The organism is Ascidiaceihabitans donghaensis (assembly GCF_900302465.1).
Lineage (GTDB): Bacteria > Pseudomonadota > Alphaproteobacteria > Rhodobacterales > Rhodobacteraceae > Ascidiaceihabitans > Ascidiaceihabitans donghaensis.
In genome coordinates this window covers 1,608,792-1,622,979 of sequence record NZ_OMOR01000001.1, presented here as the reverse complement: position 1 = coordinate 1,622,979, position 14,188 = coordinate 1,608,792, and the positions used below count along the sequence as shown (strand labels likewise).

13 protein-coding genes are annotated in these 14,188 nt (G+C 56.0%); 9 read left to right on the top strand and 4 right to left on the bottom strand.

What is annotated here, in order from left to right; genetic code table 11:
* Nucleotides 1–37: 37 nt before the first annotated feature.
* Nucleotides 38–1,099, bottom strand: coding sequence for a tRNA preQ1(34) S-adenosylmethionine ribosyltransferase-isomerase QueA (gene queA, locus ASD8599_RS08110; protein ID WP_108828061.1), 1,062 nt, complete (start codon nt 1,097–1,099; stop codon nt 38–40).
* Between the two features lie 21 nt (nt 1,100–1,120).
* Entirely contained in the window at nt 1,121–4,519 is a 3,399-nt protein-coding gene (locus ASD8599_RS08105; protein WP_108828060.1) for a YhdP family protein, read from the bottom strand.
* A gap of 82 nt (nt 4,520–4,601) precedes the next feature.
* Here ASD8599_RS08105 and ASD8599_RS08100 point away from each other — a divergent pair, with 82 nt between their 5' ends.
* From ASD8599_RS08100 to ASD8599_RS08085, 4 genes are all read left to right on the top strand, one after another.
* On the top strand, nt 4,602–5,063 hold the full coding sequence (locus ASD8599_RS08100) for a peroxiredoxin (RefSeq protein ID WP_108828059.1): 462 nt from the start codon (nt 4,602–4,604) through the stop codon (nt 5,061–5,063).
* Nucleotides 5,060–5,866 (top strand): ferritin-like domain-containing protein, encoded by an 807-nt coding sequence (locus tag ASD8599_RS08095; RefSeq protein ID WP_108828058.1) that lies wholly within the window; start codon nt 5,060–5,062, stop codon nt 5,864–5,866. The genes ASD8599_RS08100 and ASD8599_RS08095 overlap by 4 nt, the downstream gene beginning before the upstream one ends.
* A 200-nt stretch (nt 5,867–6,066) precedes the next feature.
* On the top strand, nt 6,067–7,398 hold the full coding sequence (locus ASD8599_RS08090) for a M23 family metallopeptidase (RefSeq protein WP_108830070.1): 1,332 nt from the start codon (nt 6,067–6,069) through the stop codon (nt 7,396–7,398).
* Complete coding sequence (locus tag ASD8599_RS08085) at nt 7,388–7,885, top strand: bactofilin family protein (protein WP_108828057.1); 498 nt, start codon at nt 7,388–7,390, stop codon at nt 7,883–7,885. Before ASD8599_RS08090 ends, ASD8599_RS08085 begins: the two co-directional genes overlap by 11 nt.
* 108 nt (nt 7,886–7,993) lie before the next feature.
* Here ASD8599_RS08085 and ASD8599_RS08080 read toward each other — a convergent pair whose 3' ends face one another.
* Together ASD8599_RS08080 and ASD8599_RS08075 are read right to left on the bottom strand one after the other, a co-directional pair.
* The gene (locus ASD8599_RS08080; protein ID WP_108828056.1) at nt 7,994–8,545 is read right to left on the bottom strand and encodes a peptidylprolyl isomerase; all 552 of its coding nucleotides are present in this window, start codon (nt 8,543–8,545) and stop codon (nt 7,994–7,996) included.
* Entirely contained in the window at nt 8,538–9,044 is a 507-nt protein-coding gene (locus ASD8599_RS08075) for a peptidylprolyl isomerase (RefSeq protein WP_108828055.1), read from the bottom strand. The genes ASD8599_RS08080 and ASD8599_RS08075 overlap by 8 nt, the downstream gene beginning before the upstream one ends.
* Before the next feature lie 141 nt (nt 9,045–9,185).
* Here ASD8599_RS08075 and ASD8599_RS08070 point away from each other — a divergent pair, with 141 nt between their 5' ends.
* The 5 genes from ASD8599_RS08070 (at nt 9,186) to ASD8599_RS08050 (ending at nt 14,176) form a co-directional block, all read left to right on the top strand.
* Nucleotides 9,186–10,391: a phosphoglycerate kinase gene (locus tag ASD8599_RS08070; protein WP_245925973.1), complete on the top strand. Its 1,206-nt coding sequence runs from the start codon at nt 9,186–9,188 to the stop codon at nt 10,389–10,391.
* 106 nt (nt 10,392–10,497) lie between these two features.
* A complete protein-coding gene (locus tag ASD8599_RS08065) occupies nt 10,498–11,274 on the top strand; it encodes an SDR family NAD(P)-dependent oxidoreductase (RefSeq protein ID WP_108828054.1) in 777 nt (258 codons plus the stop codon).
* A gap of 88 nt (nt 11,275–11,362) precedes the next feature.
* On the top strand, nt 11,363–11,662 hold the full coding sequence (locus ASD8599_RS08060) for a septum formation initiator family protein (protein ID WP_108828053.1): 300 nt from the start codon (nt 11,363–11,365) through the stop codon (nt 11,660–11,662).
* A gap of 149 nt (nt 11,663–11,811) precedes the next feature.
* Nucleotides 11,812–12,801 (top strand): pyruvate dehydrogenase (acetyl-transferring) E1 component subunit alpha, encoded by a 990-nt coding sequence (gene pdhA / locus ASD8599_RS08055; RefSeq protein ID WP_108828052.1) that lies wholly within the window; start codon nt 11,812–11,814, stop codon nt 12,799–12,801.
* 13 nt (nt 12,802–12,814) lie between these two features.
* On the top strand, nt 12,815–14,176 hold the full coding sequence (locus tag ASD8599_RS08050) for a pyruvate dehydrogenase complex E1 component subunit beta (protein ID WP_108828051.1): 1,362 nt from the start codon (nt 12,815–12,817) through the stop codon (nt 14,174–14,176).
* Nucleotides 14,177–14,188: the final 12 nt, after the last annotated feature.

The window sequence follows — 14,188 nt, the reverse complement described above, 5'->3', positions numbered from 1 at the left end:
TTAAAATAATTGTCGGATGCGAAAAGACGCAAAAAGATCAATCTGTGGGCGGTTTGGGAAACAGCAAAGACGAATCCCCATACGAGAAAAAGCGATACCCGTCCGATATGGCATGCGCGTAAATATTTCGTATCGCATCCTGCCCCATCAAGGCAGATACAAGCATCATCAGTGTCGATTTTGGCAGATGGAAGTTGGTCATCAACCCGTCGGCCACACGAAAAGTGAAGCCTGGGTAGATAAAGATGTCGGTGTCGCCCTCAAAGGCGCGAAGACGTCCGCTTTGCGCTGCCGTTTCTATCAACCGCAGCGCCGTCGTCCCGACAGGGATCACCCGCCCGCCTGCCGCTTTGGTGGCTTCGATTTCTTGTACTGCCGCAGCTTCAACACATCCCCATTCCGCGTGCATTTTATGGGTCAGTATATCGTCAACTTTCACCGGCAAAAATGTGCCCGCCCCCACATGCAACGTCACGTAGCTGAAGGTCACGCCCATGTCGCGCAGCTTTTGTAGCAATGCTTCGTCAAAATGCAGCGACGCGGTTGGTGCAGCTACGGCGCCAGAATGTTTTGCAAAGACAGTTTGGTAGTCGGTGTGGTCTTGTGCATCTGCTGGTCGTTTTGCCGCAATATAGGGGGGCAATGGCATGGCGCCAGCCTTTGAAAGGGCTGCGTCGAAATCATCCCCAAGCAGATTAAACCGCAGATAGCCTTGCCCGTCGCCGGTGCCTTCCAAAACCGCAGTCAAAGCATCGGAAAACCGGATTTTTTCGCCAATTTTTACCTTTTTCAAAGGCTTCAACAACGCCGACCATGCCCCATCGGCGCGTGGTTCCAGCAAGGTGACTTCGATGCGCGCCTCGGTGGCCCCTTGTGCCGATTGCCGCGCCCGCGTGCCAGACAACCGCGCCGGAATAACCCGCGTGTTGTTCAAAACCAGCCGATCGCCGGGTCGCAACCACGATGTCAAATCGCTGACTGTGCTGTTGGTGATCTGATCGGCCTGCGCCACCAACAGACGCGCGGAAGTGCGCGGCACCGCAGGGCGGGTCGCAATCAATGCTTCGGGCAGGTCAAAATCGAAATCACTCAGTTTCATAAGCGCCATTTAGGCACTTGGTTACCGATCCTCAACCAAGTTCGGTCGCCGTTTCGGTTTTTCTTTCACCGCGCCCCCGTCCGGCAAAAGCGCTTTGGGTGTGGGCGCCCCACCCCCTTCCAGTTCCGGCACCTTTGGGGGGGGTGCACGGAAGATATTACGAAACATTCCCGGCGTTAAAGCCGACAAGGGGTTCACCTGGACCCGCGGATTCTTGGCTTGCCCGGACAGATTATAATTGAACCCGATCAATCCTTCACCTTTGCGCGTGAACAAACTGCCGATCCCGTTCACAAGATAGATCGGGGATACAACACCGCGCATGTCCAAACGCCCTGAATCCACGGCATAAACTCCGTCCATCGAAATCCCCATTGACGGGCCCACGGCGCTGGCCTGAGTCAATGTCATTGTTGATGGCGTCAGGCGAAAATCAGCTTCGATTTCCTGAAAATGGATGCCCGATCCCCCCATCTGTTCCAGCAGGCCCACAATGCTAAGTGCGTTCAACAAGGCTGCGATGGCAGGAGCGTCTTTGATGCGTGTGCTTGTCACAGTCAATTTGCCATCAAACGCGCCGTCACGCCCCACTGGCAACAAAGTCAATGACAGGTCCCCACCGCGCGCCTGTTTCAAAAGCCCTGCGGATGCAAACACCGCGCCCGCGTCGATGCCCGTGATCCGGACCGCGCTGCGCCCGTTTTGTGGCAAAATGCGGCCTGTGACGGTTGCACCACCGTTCACGCGGCCGGTGAATTTACCGTCCAAACCGCCTTGGGTTTTGAAGGACCCGCGCATATCCGTCAGCGCGATGCTGTCAGTGATCTGCAAGCGATCAAAGCTGACGGTCATAGGGCCACTGCGTCCGCCAGCACCCGCGCCCGATCCGCTAAAATCAGCTGTGCGCAGATCCAGTGTGCCACCGCGCGCCTCAATACGTGGCGGCGCATTTCTGCCTTGCCCGACAAGTGTGATGGGCGCATCCAGCCATGTGCCCGCGCGCACCCGCGAAAAGCTGGCGCGATCCAGCCCGCCATCTGTTAAAGTCACGTCACCGGCGGCAGACAACCCCGGCGCGTCTATCGCCAGTTTGTTCACACGCACCTGGTCGCCCAAGGTTGCAACGACGTCCATTTTTCCGGCTGTTTGCGCCGGTTTGGACCACCCAAGCGGGGCAAACCCCATTTTCAAGCCGCGCAAATTGGACGTTAACCGCAGACTTGGGGGGGTATCTGGCACCAGATCAAGTGCGATCTCACCGATACCACGCCCCGACACTGTGCCCGCCGGCAAGCCAATATTGAATTCATCGATGGTGCGCTCGGACAATTCGACTGTGCCGCGCACTGTGCTGCCAAAGGCCGCCTCTGCACCAAGCGGCTGCGCCCAAACCGCATCAAACGGCACAGCGCCAAGCCTGCCCTGACCGCTGATCTCGACCCCGGAAGACGAGGCCACAACGCGCAAGCTGTCAGCGGCCATGGTTTTGCCGGGCACAAGCTGGTCCGTTTTCACACCCCGCAAAACACCCACAACATCATAACCGATCTCTTGGGTCGTTAACCCTGTTTTCAGAGGGATGGACAACGTGCCTTCCAGTTCAGCCTGTCCATCTGCAAGTGTTTCTGCAAACCCTGCCTTTGTCATCACATTCAAAGGCGGCGCGTTCAGCATTGCCAGTGCCGATGTGATCGTACCGGATGTGCGCAGCCGTGCAACAGACGGCGGCCCCCCTTTAATGGTGACATCGGGGATAATAAACGCGGACCCCGCAACGTTAATCCGCCCCCCTTGCGGCGCCACAACATGCCCCACATCCACCGCAGCCACAAAGCGATTGTCCAAAAAGCTGGCTTGGCCCTGCGCCCCTTCGACGGGAGGCAGCGTTTTGGTGTAGCGGACTGTCGCGTCGGAAAAGTCGAAACTTGCGTATACATCAGGTGTTTGATCCGGGGCGCCGCGCAACGATGCATCCAGGGCGCGCAAGTTCCCTTTGGTGATGTTCTGTGCGATCCAGTTGCGCGTCGGAGGCACCAGACGTTCCGGCCAAAGCGCCAGCAGACGGTCCAAGGCGATGGCGTCCATGCGCGCATCCACACCGTAGCGCCACCCCTTTGCCTCCGCAGCAAGGTCGCCTTTCAGGATCAGTGACTGGTCCGAGTCGCGCACTTGCATCTGCCCCAAGCTGACCTTGAACGGGTTGAGCGTCAGGCGGAAATCCATGTCCGCCGCATCAAACGCGATCGCCTGATCATACAAATCGGCGGGATTGAACTGCAGGTCACTAAAGCGGAACTGCCCGATCAAGTCCTCTAACGCGCCGGCCTCCATCCCCCCTAGAAACGCCTGGCCTTCCATCCGGCCTGACACCCATTTGCTTTTTACAGACAACTCTGCAAAATCAATAACTTGTTGGCTAGGATCATAGGTAAAGTAGCTGCGTGCACTGTCAAAAGGGATGGGTTTGGTTTCTTCGGTCGGCTGCAGCACACCGGCCCCGATTTGCAGCGTCGCACTCAGCGGGGCCAACCCCCCAGACGTGTTCACGCCGCTGCGCAAAGCCCCCGAAATCGGAGCACGCAGAACCTCAAGCCATGCCAAAGCAGGGCTTTGCGTCGCGATGTCGTCGGCTTGTACGTCGGAAATATTCACACCAAACTCGGCCTTGGTTTCGCCGATCTTTGACGCATAGTTCGCAGCAAGGGTCGCGACACCTGCCCCGCCACTCAGCAATGCCAAATCCGCAGCCAGCGTAAGGTCAGAGCCGTCGCGCAACAGACGCAAACGGCCGCCATCCACCACCCAGACTTCTCCAATGCGCACGTCTTCGTAACGCAGCGTCAGCGCTTGCAGCTCTGCATTGACCAAAGCTGACAGCCCCGGCAGCTGCAGCACACGGTCCAGCCCTTCGATCAGTTCTGGCAAGGTCGCCGCAGTTTGCGCAGGGGCCTGTGCCAGACCGTCACCACCGCGCAACGACACCGACCCATCGGCATCCCGTAACAACGTCGCAAACACGCCTGTCAGATTGATCGACTTCGGAATGATTTCGCCGCGCAACAAAGGGCGCATTGCAAGGCTGGCTTCTGCTTGGGAAAACGCAACGATCTGGATGCCCTGATTGTTTTTGACCTGCAAGTCTTCCACCCGCACACGCGGACGCCAACCGTTGTTCACCACAAATTGCGCTTCGCCAAAGACAACAGTCCCCCCCGGAAACGCCGTGCTTGCACGTTCTTCGATGCGGTCATGCAACCAATCAGGCACCGTCACCGTGCGCCCCGTCATCGCAATTATCCCGACAAAGGCAGCCAAAGACAGCACAAAAAGAACGCTGAAGCTCCACGCGCCAAACCGGCGCAAACGGCGCTTTGGCGCGGCCTCTTGGGGCGCGACTGGCGTGTCGGTTTTTGTGCTCATGTCTTTATTCTTGTTCGCCTCGACCTATTATGTGATCCCTCAGTGACTTTTATACAAGTCGATCCAACCGATAAGGCCCAGCATGCTCGAGATTTCCGCCCCAGCCCCTGATTTTACGATGCCCCAACACGAGGGCGCCGATGTGACCTTGTCTGCCCTGCGCGGACAGAAAGTCGTTCTTTATTTCTATCCCCGCGATGATACGCCGGGGTGCACCAAGGAATCTATCGCATTTTCCGAACACTTGCAGGCTTTCGCCGATGCGGGCGCCATCGTTTATGGCGTGTCTAAAGATACTGTCGCCAAACACGGTAAATTTTCCGCTAAACATAACCTGACTGTCCCTCTTTTGTCCGATGAACATACCACGGTCTGCGAAGATTACGGCGTTTGGAAAGAGAAAAACATGTACGGCAAAACCTATTTCGGGATTGAGCGCACAACAGTGCTGATTGATGCGGCAGGCAACGTGGCGCAGGTTTGGCCCAAAGTGAAGGTTCCCGGCCACGCCGAAGCTGTTCTTGAAGCGGTGCAAGCCCTATGATCCCACTGGCTGAAATGGCCGTGCAGGTTCTGACCTGCGCGGGTGGGCGTGAAAAAACTGCTTTGTCGCGCAAACTTGCCGCCGCTTGGCAAGCGGCGCGTGCCAACGGGGATACGCCAGCCATCGGTCACGCGGCCCCACCCATGCAACCCTCGCGCCCGGATAAACCGGACCTTTTAAGCCCACGCGACGTGCCCCATCGCAAACCAGGTTCAGAAGCGGGCCGTATCGCTTTGCTACATGCCGTCGCCCACATCGAATTGAACGCTGTTGATCTGCATTGGGACATAATTGCACGCTTTTCCCATGTGAAAATGCCAATAGGTTTTTATGACGACTGGGTGAAGGCCGCCGACGAAGAATCCAAACATTTCAATCTGATGGCGGATTGCCTTGAAGAACTTGGCAGTCACTATGGTGCATTGCCAGCCCATGCAGGCATGTGGCGTGCAGCAGAAGACACCGCCGAAGATTTCATGGGCAGACTGGCCGTTGTTCCCATGGTTTTGGAAGCACGCGGGCTTGATGTCACACCGGGAATGATCAAGATATTCAAACAAGCCAAAGCCGCCAGCGCGGTTGCCGCATTGGAAACCATTTACGCCGAAGAAGTGGCCCATGTGGCCTATGGATCAAAATGGTTTCACTTCCTGTGCGGGCGCCATGAATTGGACCCCAAAGACGCTTTTCATGATCTGGTGCAGCGTTATTTCCATGGCGCTTTGAAGCCTCCGTTCAATGAAGAAAAACGTGCAGACGCAGGCATCCCTCCCGACTTTTACTGGCCGCTCGCGGTATCTTAGTAAGAACACGCACGTTAAAGTAGTCTGCCAAGTCCTTTTAAGTCGGCGGTTTTTTGCCAATTTGACACAATTGGACGCAGTTGTGCTGATCCACAAGCCCTAAGGGTTGCCGCAAGGCCGCCAGACCTCTATCCACGGGCCTGACAAGGTGCGGTGTGGGGACCGAAGCGCCGCGATGGGATGAAAAGAGGGCAGATTTCGTGCGAAACGGTCTCGGTACAAAAATTAATTCAATTCTGGAAAAATATTTTCCAGAACGCCGCGTGTTTTTGAAGTCAGACACGGACACACGATTTATTCGCTTACGCCCCGGCACCCAACTGCTGGCGTTTGCGGGTTCCGCGTTGTTGGTGGCTTGGGCCATTGTGGCAACTGCGATCATTCTGATGGACAGCATTGGCGCCGGAAACTTCCGCGAACAAGCCAAGCGGGATCAGAAGAACTATCAAGCCCGCCTTCATGAACTGTCGTCACAACGTGACAGCCGCGCCGAAGAAGCTTTGGCCGCGCAGGAACGGTTCAACGCCGCACTGGCGCAGATTTCTGTCATGCAATCCGAGCTGTTGAACTCCGAGACGCACCGCCGTGAATTGGAAACGGGCATCGAAGTGATCCAGGCCACGCTGCGCGGCACGATGAAAGACCGCGAAGCCGCACGCACAAAACTGGCAGAGCTTGAAGAACAAGTGCAATCAGGCGGATCCGGTACAGCCCTGGCCAGCGCCGGTGGCGGCGCACCAATGGGTTTTGTGGCCGAAGCCCTCGCCGCAACAGCCGCAGAACGTGACCAGATCGAACGCGATGCACAGGACGCCTTGTTGGCAGCCGATCAGATGCAGCAGCAAATCGCGGTCATGAAAGACCAAAACGACCAGATTTTCCGTCAGCTTGAAGAAGCGATGACCGTGTCTGTGGCGCCCTTGGACAAAATGTTCCGCGCCGCTGGCATGCCCACCGAACAGATCATCAACCAGATCCGCCGTGGGTATTCCGGTCAGGGTGGCCCTTTGACGCCGTTGTCCTTTTCAACACGCGGTGAAGAAGCATCCGCAGACACGCTGCGCGCCAATCGGATCCTGTCCGAAATGGACCGTTTGAACCTATACCGTATTGCCGCTGAAAAAGCGCCATTTGCGAACCCCGTGAAAACGGCGTTCCGCTTTACATCGCAATTTGGCCCGCGCCGCGATCCCAAAACGGGTGGCCGCAGGATGCACAAAGGCGTCGATTTTGCAGCCGGTTTAGGCACGCCTTTGTATGCAACAGCGGACGGTGTTGTGGTTCATGCCGGTTGGTCCTCAGGATACGGTAGGTTGGTCAAAATTCAGCACGAATTTGGCATTGAAACCCGCTACGCGCACCTGTCTAAACTTCGTGTGAAAGTTGGACAAAGGGTCTCGCGCGGGCAACGCATTGGTGATATGGGAGCCTCCGGACGGGTTACCGGCGTTCACCTGCACTATGAAGTGCGTGTCGGTGGACGCGCAGTTAACCCAATGATCTATATCAAGGCAGCAAACGATGTTTTCTAAGAGCAAAATCAACGAACCCGGCCCTAAAGATGACGCGGCAAAGCCTGCGGCACCAGCGGCACCTGCACAATCGGCGGCCCCTGCCCCGAAGCCAAGTGAATTCAAGGCAAGCGCGCCCAAAGCGAAGCCCCCTGCCTCTGTGTTGTCCACGGACCTGCACATCACAGGCAACATGAAAACCACCGGTGACATTCAAGTTGAAGGCACTGTGGAAGGCGACATTCGTGCGCACCTGCTGACCATTGGCGAAACCGCAACCATCAAAGGCGAAGTGATCGCGGACGACGTTGTCATCAACGGCCGCATTGTGGGTCGTGTGCGCGGTTTGAAAGTACGCCTGACATCTACGGCGCGCGTCGAGGGTGACATCATCCACAAGACCATTGCGATCGAATCCGGTGCACATTTCGAAGGGTCTGTGCAGCGTCAGGACGATCCGCTGAATTCCGGTTCCAAGCCTGTGGCGCCTAAACCCCCGCAGGGCTAAACACATACACATATCTGTCGGGATGCGGCGTCAGGGGGAACCTCTGGCGCCGTTTTCTTTGAAAGAAAACGGCGCGGAGAATTTGAAATTCTCCGCGCCCAGATCTGATCAATCGATCACAGTTACTTTTTTCATATAGTCAGGCGCGCCAATCACAGCACCGTTGCGGCCTTTGCCACGTTTGATGGCATCAACAACGTCCTGCCCTTCGGTCACTTTGCCGACCACGGTGTATTGCCCGTTTAAGGACGGATAGGCGCCGAACATGATGAAAAACTGGCTGTTGGCACTGTTCACATCCTGACTGCGTGCGATACCCACGATACCGGCGCTGTCGTAGGGAATGTCCGAAAACTCTTGGTTCAGGTCATCCATTTGTGAGCCGCCCGTGCCAGCACGGCGCATATCGGCACCGACTTTGCCAAATTCGACATCACCCGTCTGCGCCATGAAACCGTCAATCACACGGTGGAACACAACACTGTCATACGCCCCTTCCGCCGCCAACTGTTTCAACCGTGCCGCGTGGTTGGGTGCAACATCTTCAAACAAATCGATGGTAAAGGTGCCATTGGCCCCTTCGCCCGCAACTTCGACCTGAAGGCCGCCCGCAAACGCAGGGGCCCCCAGAACTGCCAGAAGGCATGCAAGCTTACGCATCTGCAGCGACTTTCATCGAAATCATACGGTCTGGTGACACAGGCGGTTCGCCACGCGTGATCGCATCGACGATGTCCATGCCGGAAGTGACCTGCCCGTAAACAGTGTATTGTCCGTTCAGGAAGTCATTGTCTGAAAAGTTGATGAAAAACTGGCTGTTGGCGCTGTCCGGGTTTGCCGAACGCGCCGCACCAATTGACCCACGGCAATGTGGCAGTTTTGAGAATTCCGCCGGAAGGTCAGGATGTTCGGACCCGCCTGTACCAGCCATACGGATGTTGAAATCCTGTTCCATGTTGCCGTTGGCCACATCGCCTGTTTGCGCCATAAAACCATCGATCACGCGGTGGAAGCACACGTTGTCATAAGCACCGGCACGCACCAATGTCTTCATGCGTTCTACGTGTTTCGGTGCAACTTTTGGCATCAGTTCGATGGTCACGGTACCATCTTTTAGTTCCATAAGGATCGTGTTTTCGGGGTCTTTGATGTCGGCCATGGGGCTCTCCTGTCATTATACTTGTCCGATACCTAAGCTGTGGCGCGATGAAAGCCAAGTCGCACCCTTAATCTCCATTGACCTTGCTAGGGATTCCAGCAAAACAAAGCGCGATTGCGACAAAACCAGAAGGAACGCGACATGGCCTCACCCAAAGCATGGAAGACGTTGGACGACATGGATTTGCACGGCAAACGCGTTTTGGTCCGTGTCGACATCAATGTTCCCGTTGAAGCGGGTCACGTCACCGATGCCACGCGCATTGAACGCATCGCCCCCACCGTCGCGGACATTCTTGCAAAAGGTGGACGCCCGGTTTTGATCGCCCATTTTGGGCGGCCCAAAGGCAAGGTTGCGTTGGATTTAAGCCTGCGCGTCTGTCTGCCCGCCCTTGAAGACGCGTTCGGGCGCAAAGTCGTTTTGGCCGAAACCCTCGAAGGCGCCGAAGCCCGAACAGCGGAGGCCGAAAATGCGGATATTCTGCTTTTGGAAAATATCCGCTTTTATCCGGGTGAAGAAGCAAACGACCCCGACTTTGCAGCCCGTCTGGCCCGTTTGGGTGACGTCTATTGCAACGATGCCTTTTCTGCTGCCCACCGCGCCCACGCCAGCACCGAAGGTTTGGCTAAACTGCTGCCATCGTGTGCGGGCCGTTTGATGCAGGCGGAACTGACCGCACTTGAGGCGGCCTTGTCGGCACCGGAACGCCCTGTCGGCGCGGTGGTGGGTGGTGCGAAGGTATCAACCAAGATCGATCTGCTGACCAACCTCGTCACCAAACTGGACGTGCTGATCATCGGTGGCGGCATGGCCAACACCTTTTGGGCGGCCCTAGGGGCCGATATGGGCAGTTCATTGCGTGAGGATGATCTACTAGATACGGCACGCGAGATCCTGGACAACGCCAAAGCGACAGGGTGCAAGGTGATTTTACCCGTCGACGGCCGCGTGTCGCGGGAATTCAAAGCGGGTGCCGCCTATGATCTTGTTCCTTTGAATGCGGATACAAAACTGGGCACGGATCAAATGGTTCTGGATGCGGGTGACGCATCCGTCACAGATATTCTTACCGCCTTTGAAAGCCTGAAGACATTGATCTGGAACGGACCTTTGGGCGCATTTGAAATTGCCCCCTTCGACATTGCCACAATGGAAGCCGCCAAGGCTGCGGCCGAATTGACTCAAAGCGGTGCCTTGATCACTGTGGCAGGTGGTGGTGACACGGTGGCTGCGTTGAACCTGGCAGAGGCAGCAGATCAATTCACTTACATCTCGACGGCCGGTGGTGCATTTTTGGAATGGATGGAAGGCAAAGAATTACCCGGTGTTGCCGCCTTAACCGCATAATTCTCGCAGGCGTCAGGATTGAAGAACCACCGTCCGTTTCCAATCCTCACGCTCGTACGATCCGTCACACCGAACACGTCAATCACACCGAACACAGGGGGCCGACATGACAACTTGGACACTTATCACAGGCGCTTCGTCAGGGCTGGGCGTCGAATTTGCCCGCATCGCTGCTAAGGCCGGTCGCAATCTGATCCTGACTGCCCGTTCCGAAGACAAGCTGAATGCGCTGGCGGAAGACTTACGCAGTTTTGGCGGAGACGTCGTTGTTCTGCCAGCCGACCTGTCTGATCTGGATGCGGTGAAAACCTTGTGGGAAGACGCAAGCGCCGACCGCCACATTGATGTGTTGGTGAACAACGCAGGCCTTGGGCGCAATGGCACCTTCGGCGATGGCGACGATTGGGCACGTGAACTGGCGTCCATGCAGGTGAACATGACCGCGCTCACCTTCTTGATGAAAGCAGCCATTCCGCATATGGAAGCTGCAGGTGGCGGTCGCATTTTGAACGTGGCGTCTTTGGCGGGTTTCATGCCAGGGCCGAATATGGCGGTTTACTCTGCATCAAAAGCCTATGTGCTGTCCCTATCAGAAGCTGTTGCAGAAGAATTGCGCGACAGCACAGTGACCGTGACCGCCTTGTGCCCCGGTGCGACACAAACCGAATTCTTCGACAACGCCAAAATGGACGGTGTGCGCATGTTGAAAACCGGCATGATCGCGAAAGCCTTTGACGTGGCTGAACTGGGTTGGCTTGAAAGCCGGATCGGCAAGCGCATCGTTGTGCCGGGTCTGATGAACAAGGTTTTTGGTTTCATGCCCCGGATCGCCCCGCGCTTTGTCGTGTCGCGTCTGGCCCATTACCTGATCGGAAAAGGGTAGCGGCGTGGTTTTAGGGGATTCACTTAGCGAATCACCTATGGCATAGTGCGCCCACCCACCCGCAAAGAGGTGGTTTGAGGCAGACATAATGAACCGCACATCCCGCCCAGCTTTGGGTACATTTTTCTTTTTCGCTGTGGCCTTTGCGCTGGCAGTGTATTTCACCTTTGCCGCGGTGCAGGGCGACTTTGGCCTATTTGCACGCGTTGAGATTGAAGCAGAGGGCGCGGATCTGGCACAGCAGCTTGCCATGGTGCAGGCTGAAGTGACCGTTATGGAAAACCAGACCAAGCGTCTGTCGGATGACTATCTGGATTTGGACTTGCTGGACGAGCAGACCCGAAAAGTTCTGGGCATGCTGCGGGCAGACGAAATCGTCATTCGCTAATTTTAACCATTTAAAGTACTGAATTCACATGGGTAAGCTTCGCTATATGCGCAGCTGTTTCCTTTGCGTCATATTGCCACTCGCAATGCTGGCACGTTTCCTGTAAAAGATAGTTTAACGCTAAACTACTTTTGATTGGAGGGGGCCGCATGGCTGCGCGCAAAACCACAAAGAAACCGAATGTTTCTGCCGAGGAATTGAAAGCATATTACAAAGACATGCTATTGATCCGACGCTTTGAAGAAAAAGCAGGCCAACTTTACGGCATGGGTCTGATCGGCGGGTTTTGTCACCTTTATATTGGTCAAGAAGCGGTTGTTGTTGGCTTGGAAGCCGCAGCAGAGGATGGCGACAAACGCATAACGTCCTATCGTGACCACGGTCACATGTTGGCCTGCGGTATGGACCCCAACGGCGTCATGGCCGAGCTGACGGGCCGCGAAGGCGGTTATTCCAAAGGCAAGGGCGGCTCCATGCACATGTTCTCAAAAGAGAAACATTTTTATGGCGGACACGGCATCGTTGCCGCACAGGTTCCATTGGGCGCCGGTTTGGCCTTTGCCGACAAGTATCAGGACAATGGACGCGTCACCTTTACCTATTTCGGGGACGGTGCCGCCAACCAGGGTCAGGTGTACGAAACTTTCAATATGGCGGCGCTGTGGGATCTACCTTGCATCTTTGTCATCGAGAACAACCAATACGCCATGGGCACCTCCCAGCAACGCTCAACCTCTAGCGCGGAGATTTACGAACGTGGGAAAAGCTTTGGTATCCCGGGCCAAGCCGTCGACGGTATGGACGTTTTAGCCGTCAAAGCCGCGGGCGAAGAAGCGGTCAAGCACTGCCGTTCGGGCAAAGGCCCCTACATTCTGGAAATCAAAACCTATCGCTACCGTGGCCATTCCATGTCTGACCCCGCCAAGTACCGGACCCGCGAAGAGGTTCAGAAAATGCGCGACGAACGTGACCCCATTGAACAGGTGCGCGAGTTGCTGCTGACCGGCAAACACGCCACTGAAGACGACCTGAAGGCCATCGACAAAGAGATCAAGGCCGTCGTTAACGAAAGCGCCGAATTCGCTAAAACATCACCAGAGCCCGCCTTGGACGAGCTTTGGACAGACATCTACGCCTGAAGGAGAGACTGATATGGCTACCGAAATTCTTATGCCCGCCCTCTCCCCCACCATGGAAGAAGGCACATTGGCCAAATGGCTCGTAAAGGAAGGCGACACCGTCAAATCCGGTGACATCATGGCTGAAATCGAAACCGACAAAGCCACGATGGAATTTGAAGCCGTCGACGAAGGCGTCATCGGCAAAATCCTGATCGAAGACGGTACAGAAGGCGTGAAAGTGAACACTGCCATCGCCATTCTGGTCGAAGACGGTGAAGAGGTCGGCGATGTGGCTGCAGCAGCCCCTGCCCCCGCACCTGAAGCAGCACCTGCACCGGCCGCTGCGGCGGTCTCTGACGTGCCTGCAGCCCCCGTTGTCGACACCTCGCCCGACTGGCCCGAGGGCACGACACTGAAGCAACAAACCGTCCGTGAAGCTTTGCGCGACGGAATGTCCGAAGAAATGCGCAGCGATGAGAACGTGTTTTTGATGGGGGAAGAAGTCGCCGAATACCAAGGTGCGTATAAAATATCCCAAGGTATGCTGGATGAATTCGGGTCCAAGCGTGTGATCGACACGCCGATTACGGAACACGGGTTTGCCGGGATCGCAACTGGTGCGGCCTTTGGCGGGTTGCGCCCTATTGTCGAATTCATGACCTTCAACTTCGCCATGCAGGCGATTGACCACATCATCAACTCTGCCGCGAAGACTTTGTATATGTCCGGTGGTCAGATGGGTGCGCCTATGGTGTTCCGTGGCCCGAACGGTGCGGCGGCGCGTGTTGGCGCGCAGCATTCACAAGATTATGCAGCATGGTACATGCAGGTTCCTGGCTTGAAAGTGGCGATGCCTTATTCGGCGTCCGACGCCAAAGGCCTGATGAAAACAGCCATCCGCGACAACAACCCTGTGATCTTCTTAGAAAACGAAATCCTGTATGGTCGCAGTTTTGATGTGCCGGAAATCGACGACTATACGGTCCCGTTTGGCAAAGCCCGCATTTGGCGCGAAGGCACAGATGTGACCATCGTCAGCTTTGGTATTGGCATGCAATATTCGTTGGAAGCCGCAGACAAACTGGCTGAAGAAGGTATATCAGCGGAAGTTATCGACCTGCGCACATTGCGCCCCATGGACACGCCCGCCATCATCAAATCTGTCATGAAAACAAATCGTTGCGTGACTGTTGAAGAAGGTTGGCCCCAAGGGTCTGTTGGCAGCTACATCAGTTCTGTCATTATGCAGGAAGCGTTTGATTATCTGGACGCCCCTGTCATCAACTGCACCGGCAAGGATGTTCCGATGCCCTATGCCGCCAACCTTGAGAAACACGCGCTGATCACCACCGAAGAGGTCATCGCAGCCGTCAAGCAAGTCACATACAAATAAGGAGAAGCCGTC